The 8,989-nt window shown below is 62.4% G+C and carries 9 protein-coding genes; 6 read left to right on the top strand and 3 right to left on the bottom strand.

Going from position 1 to position 8,989, the window contains the following annotated elements; genetic code table 11:
* The first annotated feature begins 57 nt into the window (after positions 1-57).
* The 5 genes from ABI_RS19490 to ABI_RS24600 all read left to right on the top strand — a co-directional run bounded on the left by ABI_RS19490 (position 58) and on the right by ABI_RS24600 (position 4,103).
* Complete coding sequence (locus tag ABI_RS19490; RefSeq protein ID WP_006274789.1) at positions 58-768, top strand: lysophospholipid acyltransferase family protein; 711 nt, start codon at positions 58-60, stop codon at positions 766-768.
* A complete protein-coding gene (locus ABI_RS19485; protein ID WP_006274788.1) occupies positions 765-2,033 on the top strand; it encodes a 3-deoxy-D-manno-octulosonic acid transferase in 1,269 nt (422 codons plus the stop codon). The genes ABI_RS19490 and ABI_RS19485 overlap by 4 nt, the downstream gene beginning before the upstream one ends.
* A 1-nt stretch (position 2,034) precedes the next feature.
* Entirely contained in the window at positions 2,035-3,033 is a 999-nt protein-coding gene (lpxK, locus tag ABI_RS19480) for a tetraacyldisaccharide 4'-kinase (protein ID WP_006274787.1), read from the top strand.
* A 158-nt stretch (positions 3,034-3,191) separates the two neighbouring features.
* Positions 3,192-3,500, top strand: coding sequence for a cellulase family glycosylhydrolase (locus tag ABI_RS24605; protein WP_006274786.1), 309 nt, complete (start codon positions 3,192-3,194; stop codon positions 3,498-3,500).
* Positions 3,501-3,584: 84 nt separating this feature from the next.
* The gene (locus ABI_RS24600; protein ID WP_083811575.1) at positions 3,585-4,103 is read left to right on the top strand and encodes a cellulase family glycosylhydrolase; all 519 of its coding nucleotides are present in this window, start codon (positions 3,585-3,587) and stop codon (positions 4,101-4,103) included.
* Positions 4,104-4,145: 42 nt separating this feature from the next.
* Here the strand turns inward: ABI_RS24600 and ABI_RS19470 are convergent, their stop codons facing one another.
* Positions 4,146-5,906: a DNA/RNA non-specific endonuclease gene (locus tag ABI_RS19470; protein WP_006274783.1), complete on the bottom strand. Its 1,761-nt coding sequence runs from the start codon at positions 5,904-5,906 to the stop codon at positions 4,146-4,148.
* A gap of 241 nt (positions 5,907-6,147) precedes the next feature.
* Here ABI_RS19470 and ABI_RS23945 point away from each other — a divergent pair, with 241 nt between their 5' ends.
* Positions 6,148-6,810 carry a Crp/Fnr family transcriptional regulator gene (locus ABI_RS23945; RefSeq protein WP_006274782.1) on the top strand — a complete coding sequence of 221 codons (663 nt, stop codon included), beginning with the start codon at positions 6,148-6,150 and terminating at the stop codon, positions 6,808-6,810.
* Here ABI_RS23945 and ABI_RS23940 read toward each other — a convergent pair.
* Together ABI_RS23940 and ABI_RS19455 are read right to left on the bottom strand one after the other, a co-directional pair.
* Positions 6,800-8,410, bottom strand: a complete 1,611-nt coding sequence (locus ABI_RS23940; RefSeq protein ID WP_006274781.1) for a hypothetical protein — start codon at positions 8,408-8,410, stop codon at positions 6,800-6,802. The two genes, ABI_RS23945 and ABI_RS23940, sit on opposite strands and share 11 nt — an antisense overlap.
* Entirely contained in the window at positions 8,410-8,988 is a 579-nt protein-coding gene (locus tag ABI_RS19455) for a nucleotide synthetase (protein WP_006274780.1), read from the bottom strand. The genes ABI_RS23940 and ABI_RS19455 overlap by 1 nt, the downstream gene beginning before the upstream one ends.
* Between the last annotated feature and the right edge of the window lies 1 nt (position 8,989).

The following is an 8,989-nucleotide window of genomic DNA, read 5'->3' as shown; positions in this document are numbered from 1 at the left end:
CCGCCTGGCGGCGCATCAGTTCAGCGACACCCCGGCCCCCGAAACGGTGACCGCATCATGATTGACAAGAAGAAGCTGACTGAAAAGCCCTGGCTGCGTGAACTTATCGCCGACCTGCTGATCGCCTATCTGCGCTTTTGCTACGCCACCACAAAATGGCAGGTCGAGGGCGAGGACGAGGTCAAGCTGGTCTGGGCCTCCGGCCGGCCGGTCGTCCTGATGTTCTGGCACGAACGCCTGCATCTCGGTCACGCCAGCTGGCCGACCGTCAACGCCCAGCCGGTGGCCGTGCTCAGCTCGCAGTCCAAGTTCGGCGACGTTATTTCCAAGGTCAATGGCGCCTTCGGCCGCCATTCCATCCGCGGCTCCAAGGCCAAGAAATCCGACCCGTCCAAGAACAAGGGCGGTGCCCAGGCCTTCCGCGACCTGCTGCGCTGGCTGCGCGCCGGAAACTGCGCCGCCACGACGCCGGACGGCCCGCGCGGACCGCGCCGCGAAATGACCGAAGGCTCGCTGAAACTTTCGCAGATTTCCGGCGCCGTCATGGTTTGTCTGGGCCAGTCGACCAAACGTTATTTCGAGCTCGGCACCTGGGACCGGATGCGCGTCCCCCTGCCCTTCTCGCGCGGCGCCATGGTGTGGAAGGTCCTGCCCGCCGTCCCCGCCGATATCGACGAAGAGATCTTCGAACAGGGACGCCTGGCGATGCAAGCGCAACTGAACGCCGTCACCGCCCGGGCCGACGAAATCGCGGGCGTGCCCTTATGACCTTGACGCTGAACCTGTACCGTCAGGTTATGGGCGTGGTGCACGGATTTGCACCGGCTATGCTGGCCAACCGCGCCACCAAGGGAAAGGAAGACCCGCAACGCCTGACCGAGCGCCTGGGCCGCGCCGGCCTGCCCCGGCCCGATGGCGGCCTGGTGTGGTTTCACGGCGTAAGTATGGGCGAAAGCCTGTCGGCCCTGCCCGTGATCACCCGCCTGCGCGCCGAACGCCCGGACCTCCATATTCTGATCACCACCGGCACGACCACCTCGGCGGAGATCCTCAGCCAACGCCTGCCAACCGGGGCGATCCACCAATACGCCCCAATCGATACCCCTCAGGCCGTGACGGCTTTCCTGGACCACTGGCGACCGGTTCTGGCTGTCTTTATCGAAAGCGATATCTGGCCGACCCTATTGACGGGGCTGTCGGACCGATCGATCCCCCACGCCCTGCTCAGCGCCCGTATCACCGAAAAGACCTTCCGCGGCTGGCAAACATTTCCCAATTCCATGAAGCAACTGCTGACCGGCTACAGCCTGGTCATGGCCCAGGACGGCCCCAGCGAGGACCGCCTCAAACGCATGGGCGCGACGACGGGAAACCGCGCCAATCTCAAGACCCTGGGCGATCCCCTGCCGGTCACCGAAACCGCCCTGGCCACCATGCGCTCGGTGTTCGGTACGCGCCGCGTCATCGTCGCCGCCAGCACCCACTATGGCGAAGACTCGCTCATTTCCAAAATACTGGAACCGTATATCCGTGAAGGCGATCTGCTGATTCTGGTGCCGCGGCATCCGATCAAGGCCGGCGAGATTCAGCTCGATATCGAGTCCCTGGGTCTTTCCGTCGCCCGCCGCTCCATGCAAGACCCGGTCAGCGACACGACGCAGGTCTACCTGGCTGACACCCTGGGCGAGATGGGTCTGTGGTTCAGCCTGGCCGACATCGTCATCATGGGCGGCAGCTTTCTGACCGGGATCGGCGGGCATAACCCGCTGGAGGCGGCACGTCTGGGCAAGTGCGTGGTCACAGGCCCGGACACCAGCAACTGGGGAGGCATCTTCGCCGATCTTCTGGATGCTGGCGCGGTCTTCCGAGTCCAGGGCGTTCAGGAACTGGGCTTTGTGGTCGGTCAACTGCGCGACCACGCCGACGTCGTCACTCTTGCAAACCAGTCCGCGCTTGAGATCAGCCGCCGCGAAGCCGGCACCCTCGACACCGTCTGGCAGGGGTTGGCCCCGCTGCTCCCGAAGGCCGGCTGACATGGCTATCCGGACACCCGACTGGTGGTACCGCCGTAATGCCCAGGGTGCCCCCTGGTGGCGCTTCGCCCTGTGGCCGCTGTCGCAACTTTGGCTGGCCGTCAACGCCGATAAGACCGCCAAGGCCAAACCCTACCGCTCGCGGCTCAAGGTCATCAGCATCGGCAATGTCACCCTGGGTGGCTCGGGCAAGTCGCCCATCGCCGACGAAGTCCTGCGCCTGCTTCCCAACTCTGTCGGCCTGTCCCGCGGTCACGGCGGCAGCCTCACCGGTCCTGTCCGGGTCAACCCACAGACCCACGACGCGGCGCAGGTCGGTGACGAGCCGCTGATGCTGGCGCAACGCCATCCGTTCTGGATTGCCCGCGACCGCGCCGCAGGGCTGCGCACCATCGAAGGCACCGACGCCATCACGGTCGTCGTCGACGATGCCCACCAGAACCTCGCCATCTCGAAGGACGTCCATATCCTGGTGGTTGACGGCGACACGCGCAACGGCGCCTGGCCGTTCGGCGACGGCGGCATCTGCCCCTACGGCCCTCTACGCGAACCCCTGGCCCAGGGCCTTTCCCGAGCCGACCTGGTCATCCTGTGGATGCCGGACAACTCCGCCCCCGCGCCCGAACTCCTCGCCCTTCTGAGCGAAAAACCCATCTTCATTGCCCGCCTCACCGCACAAAAACCGATAATCGAAGGCCCGCTCCTGGCGTTTGCCGGCATCGCCAAACCGTGGAAGTTTGAGGCGACCCTGCGCGACCTCGGCGTCAAGCTCATCGGCCTGAAAGCCTTCGGCGACCACGAACCCTTCAGCGACGCCCAGCTCCAAACCCTGCAATCCGAAGCGGCGAAGCAAAACGCTTACCTGATCACCACGGAAAAGGATTGGACCCGCCTCCCGCCGTCCTGTCGCGACAAGGTGGCCTACCTACCCATTCGCGCCCGCTTCGACGACGAATTCGGCTTCACGCAGGCCCTGCAAGGCTTGCTGAACGGGGCCTGACGAGCACCGACAGATGATACGAGCGCCCTCCTCCCTACGAAGTTGGGAGGGGAACCGCGGAGCGGTGGAGGGGTATCATTCATAAGCCCCGTCGCCGCCCGGCGTCAGAATTACACCCCACGTTTACTCCCTCCGCTGCCGAAGACCAAACCGCGCAAATGGGCCGGGGCGTCAACATCATCGGCGGCTACGATCCCTACTGGAACGGTCAGCCCTCGACTTTCCGGCTTGATACAGACCTGAATCTGGCGCGCGAAGCCGGCTTCACCACCGTCCGCATTCCTTTGTTCACCTTCGCCCATATGCGTCCCGATAGAACCCTGGATCCGGCGTGGATAAAGCGGCTGGACGCTGTTGTGACGGAGGCCCAGAAACACGGATTCCCGATCATTCTCGATGAACATGACTTCGATGACTGCGGCAAGGACACCGATGCCTGCGCCATTCTGCTTGCCAATGTCTGGTAACGAACTGTCGACGCATTTCAAGGATGCGCCTAACAATGTGGTGTTCGAACTGCTCAATGATCCCATGGTGCCACCGATGCCGATCTGTGGACCGCACGGCTGGTCGACCTGATCGCCATTGTGCGTGAGACCAATCCCCACCGTAACATCGTGCTCGGTCCGGTGTTTTGGAACAGCCGCGACGACCTGAACCATCTCAAACTACGGCAGGACGACCGCCCACCAGATCGTCACCTTTCACGATTACGACCCGTTTCCTTTCACCATCAGGGCACCAGACGGGCCGGCCCCGAGGTCGAAAAGCTGAGCGGCATCCGCTGGACGGGCTCGGCGGCCGAGGTGGCCCAAATCAACACCGACTTCGACAAGGTCGCGGCCTGGTCTCGTGCCCGCAACCGTCCGATCCTGCTGGGCGAATACGGCGCCTACAATATGCACGGCAAGCTGGAGGACCGCGCAGCGTGGACGAAGGCGGTGTCAAAAGCGTCCGACGACCGCGGCTTTGCACGGGCCTACTGGTTTTGGGACGGCGGCTTTGGCGTCTGGGACGAACAGAAGCGCCAGTGGGTCGCGCCCATCAAGGACGCGCTGGTCGGGCAGTAGCCGGCGTCATCAAATGACGCCGGCACCTTATTCGAACGACCTTCAAGCCTCTCCGGCGCTGAACGGCTGATGGGGCACGACCTCCATGAGTTTGGTCTGTTCGAAATGCTCCAGATCGATCTTGCGGATCTCGTCCTGGCGCGAAAACACCAGATTGGCCACTTCGTCGAGCAGCAGATCGAGACCGGTCTGTCCGGCCAGGGTCTCAACAACCTTATGCCCGAACAGCGCCATGACCTCGATCGTGACCGGCAGCACGTGCTCACCGGGATTTTTGTAACCGGTCATCAGTTCCTTGCCGAAGGTCTCCTCGTCCCAATGCGACCACGCGGTTCCCGACCCGCCCTCCAGCTCCACGATCATATGTCTCAGTGAGGACAGGTTCTGGACGGCGTTGGAAGTAAACAGGCCAGTGTTGCGATTGAACAAAGCGTCCCAGTCGGTCCAGCCGATGCCCAGCGTGTGTCCGATCTCGTGGACGATCGTGCCGGCCGTCTCGTTGGGCGTGTAGGTGGCAAGGTACTTCGTGTTGAACTGCACGACACCATAGCGCACGCCGTCCTTTTCGTATGGCTCATAGGCCCGCGCGATGACGCGGCTGTCCGCCGTGAACAGGCCCAGCCGGATAACGATCGAAAAGCGCGGCTCGATGAACCGGTTCCAGAAGTTGCAGGCAATGCGGGCCGCCTCCTTCAAGCGTCCGTCCAGGTCTTTCTCGATCTTGTACGTGATCAGGTTGACCGTCAGCACCGACGTCTCCGGTTCGGACGCGTGGCTGGCGACCCGGCGCGCCGCCAGCAACCACGAGATGGTATGCTGCAGCGTCACCAGGCGCGCCTCTTCGCGTTGCGACAGCGAACGATCCACCTGCTGGAGCGCCGCCGCCTCGGCGTCCAGGCTCTCGATCAGTCCGGCGATCGAAGCGGCCTCCGGCTGGGCTTCGCGGACGACCTGCGACTGGCTCTTCCATTGCTCGGCACCGGCTTCCAGCGCCTTTATCAGGCGGCTCGGGGCAACTTCCCGCTCGATCTGGAGGCTTGCTTCGACGGGTATATCCCGTCCCCAGTCCGAAAAGAACTTCAGGTTCGTCGCCTGTTCGACCTCAGCCAGCGTCGCTGGGTAATCCTGGGGATTCGAGGCCGGCGGCGCATCCTGCGGAATGATGAAGCAATCGATCCTGGCATTCGACGGCTGGTCGAAGGGATACATGAATGGGTCGACCATGATGCAGAAATAGGCTTTCGGTACGGGAAGATGCTTGTTGTTCCCCCGGCTGATCAGGGCCGGTTCATCGCCGAACACAGGTCCCACGACCGCCCAGACATGATCTTTTCCCGGTTCATCCTTGATCTCGCGGATCGCGGTTTCCAGCTTCAGCCAGACACCGCCGTTCAGTGAGCCGTACTGCGGGCTCATGTTCGACATCAGGAAGGTTTCCATCTGTGCCAGCCGCCCGAACTGGCGGTTTATCACCTCGTTGGGCGTCATGTGCCCGACCTCCAGGCCGATATTGCCCAACTTGCCGAACGTTTTACGCCCAATGCGATGCTCTTCCGGAAGACGCAGGTCGTCGTGATAGTGGATGGGACGATCGAAGTCGACGTCGCGGGTGGCGGAGGCGACGCGGTAGGCCGACCACGCAGGCTGGAGACGGGCCGGACAAAAGCCCACGACATATCCCTGGTTGACCATTATCTGGACAGGCCGCGAAGAGTCCAGGTTTTTTGGCGGCCCCCGCCACAGATGCAGGTCGACCAGATGCACCTGGCCAGCGCTCATCGGATGTAATGTGGTGTAGTCCATCTGTACCCTCTCTCTATCCGTTGGAACCCGGCTCTTGAAATCGCAGGCCGGCGAAGACGCAGCGCGTCCACCGCAAACTGCCGCCCGCAAACTACACCCGACGCGGCATCGTGGGCGTGACGCAGCTCACGCCTAAAACGTCGGTTCCAGCGAAAAACTCGAATTTGACACGTTGGGCGGGGAACCGCCTTCTGAGAACGCGAGCCCTTTGCCGCGCCCGCCACCCATGGTAGTCTTGCCCATGGATACGCAGCATACAGCCATTGTGCAGAAGGCTTTGAAGTGCGATCGGGCCGTGGCGGAGTTGTTTCTCAGCAGGACTCGCGCCGTTCGGCGCGAGGCGCGGGCAGTGCTGCACCCCGACCCCGGCAATGCCGACATCGGCTGTATACTGCTCGACGGGCTTGCGCACGAACTGGCCTACGGCCGCAATGGTCAGTCACTGCGGTTGTGGCAAATCAGGTCCGGTGACCTCTTCGGTAATATTCTGGCACTAGCCCATGAAGACTCAAGCGCCGAGGTGATCGCCGAGACCTGGGTCGACTACGCCAGGTTCAGCAGTACGTGCCTGGTCGACTTCATGGAGCGCCACACCTGTGTCGCCATTGCCGTGACACACCTGATGTTATTGCGCTTGGAAGATACCAAGAGCCGCATCCTGGAGGAGAGCCTCCTGTCGGCGACGGGACGGATCCATGCCGAACTGCTTCGCCTGGCCAGCCGCGATCCAGACCACGTCATCCGTCCGGCGCCCGTAATGGCCGAGATCGCCGTTTACGTTAATTCGACGCGCGAAACCGTGTCGCGCGCTGTGTCCGCACTGGAAAAACGGGGCATTGTCAGACGCGAAACCGACAGCCTGCGCATCGTCGCGCCCCACCGACTGGAAGAGCTCATACGCTAAAGCCGCTTTCCAGGGCAAAAAGTTGGATGGATTGGGATGCGTCGCCTTCGTGCTCCCCCATGCGTTCGGCATGAAAAGCGACGGACGGATCAACCGACAAGGCCGCCAGGTAGTCCGTGCTTACCGTCAGGCTGCCGGGCACGAGCCATTGCGCCACCGCGTCTTCGTCGATCCCGCCGAGATCGTAGTCCACCTCACACTGGGACGCAGGATCGATCATCACCGCCTTGACGCCGTAATGGCAGGCCATGCCGACCTGGCCGGACAGGCCCGGATAATCCTCCAGGCTGCGGCGCAGCGCGAAGGCCCATCGGGTCGCCTGCTGCGGGTGGCGAAAACGCAAGCGCCACGCGTAAGGTGACACCGAAATATCCCCCGCCTTAAGTTCTCCAGCAAGGGCTGCGATCAGGGAACCGAGCACGCGGGTCTGTTCGAAACGATCGCCCCCAGGCTCGACGGATATGTGCAGGCAAGCCGAACACCGGCGTTGGCCCGGTTGTGGGGTCATATCGTCGCGCGGACCGTCCGCCCCATCACGCGGACAAATCTCGACAATCTGCCGGCGCCGCGCCGAACGCCAGTGTTCCGCAAGGCGCGCGCTATGTGGGCCACCGCCGCCTTCATCCAATACCGCCAATTGCAGGGCATGGCTTTCCATCTGCCGGGCATTCAGGACAGCGCAGCCCATAGCGACTTCGTTGGCCAGGCATGTAGCGTCGCTGTCGTGGCCGCCATTGTGTCGGGTCAAGCTGCGAACCGTGTGTGCCCGGGCGATCAGGACATCGAAACGCGCCCGCCACTGCGGACCGGCCGGATCGACCGAGTCGCGTGCAAAATTCTCCACTGCCGTCGGCAGGAAGACATGCAGAACGCCTCCAGCGGCAACTATACGTTCGGCGACGATGATATCAGCGCCGGCGGCCAGGGCGCCAAAGGCAAAGCCGATGTTTTCGTCTTCGATAAGCCTGTCGACGCGGCGGGCCAGGGCCTGTTCCCCCGCCGCGCCGGCAACGAAACCCATATGGCCGACAAAATGCAGGCTAGCGGGCGGCCGCAAGGGATCCAACCACGACGTATCCTGGCCGGCAGCGGCACAGATCAGCCCCAGCTGTTTCAAGGTACCCGCCAAATCCGACCAGTTGCCGGGCGAGGCCTCGACCGCTCGTCGCAGGGCCATCGCCGCAGCCGGAACATCCCCCAGCAGCAACATGGCCTCGGCGCGTGTGGCCTCGACATAATACGGCGTCTCCGCGATCGGGTCGGGACCGTCGAGCCGAACCAGAACCTCACGCGCCAGAACGCGACTCTCTTCGCCATGACCCGCCAGGCCGTACAGGCTGGCGGCATTGATCAGCCGATACGGCTCAGGTTGATACCGGTCGGCGGCCAGATAGGCTTGGGCCGCCTGTTCCAGCAGGACACCGCGTTCGGCCGGATCGGCGCGCAGGGCGCGATCCTTGAGCAGCCGGCCCTTGACGGACAGGGCGGCCGGATCGTCGCGGCGGTCCAGGTAGCCCCCTGCCTCGAAAAGGGCCCAGGCGCGCGATAGCGAACAAGCACGCGCCAGGGCGATGATGTAAGGCAGGGGGCGGGAGGTCATTACAAGGAGAAGAGCGAGCGGACAGCCGCTATGCCGCCGTCGATAGGCGGGGGATTGACGACGCTCGGGTCGATGGTGATCTTGAGTTCGGCACCATCGGTTTGCATAAGGACAACATGAAAATTAAGGTCGAAACGATAATCGGACGCCGAAGTGGGGACTATCGCGTTATGCTTGATAAAAAACACGACCGTCTTGTCCTCCCTGTCATCTTGCGCCGTTTCGCGCATAACACCGCCAAAGAAAAGCGCGCCGTTCTCGTTTTTTGTGGTGATCGGGCCGCTATTGCTCCTATCCCAATACCAAGCCGTTTCGTCGTTAAGCTCGAGGGTGAGCTTGATATTTTCTGCGATGCATAAATAACTGCCATGGGGTGTATTTTTTACGACCGGCTTGTCTGTTGCATTGATCTCTTCCAGGCTAAATAATATGCCTTCTCTATTATTAACTTCCCCTCGCTTTACTGACAAAACGATATGTTTTTCCTTATATGTCGCGTTTTCGTCGGGCACGGACGGATTCAAAAAATAGCTCTTCGGGAACGCCAATTTTTTCATAATGGCTTCGCAGTCATCCATA

The organism is Asticcacaulis biprosthecium C19 (assembly GCF_000204015.1).
Taxonomy (GTDB): domain Bacteria; phylum Pseudomonadota; class Alphaproteobacteria; order Caulobacterales; family Caulobacteraceae; genus Asticcacaulis; species Asticcacaulis biprosthecius.
The sequence above is the reverse complement of the archived record's forward strand: the minus strand, read 5'-3'. Positions and strand labels throughout refer to the sequence as shown.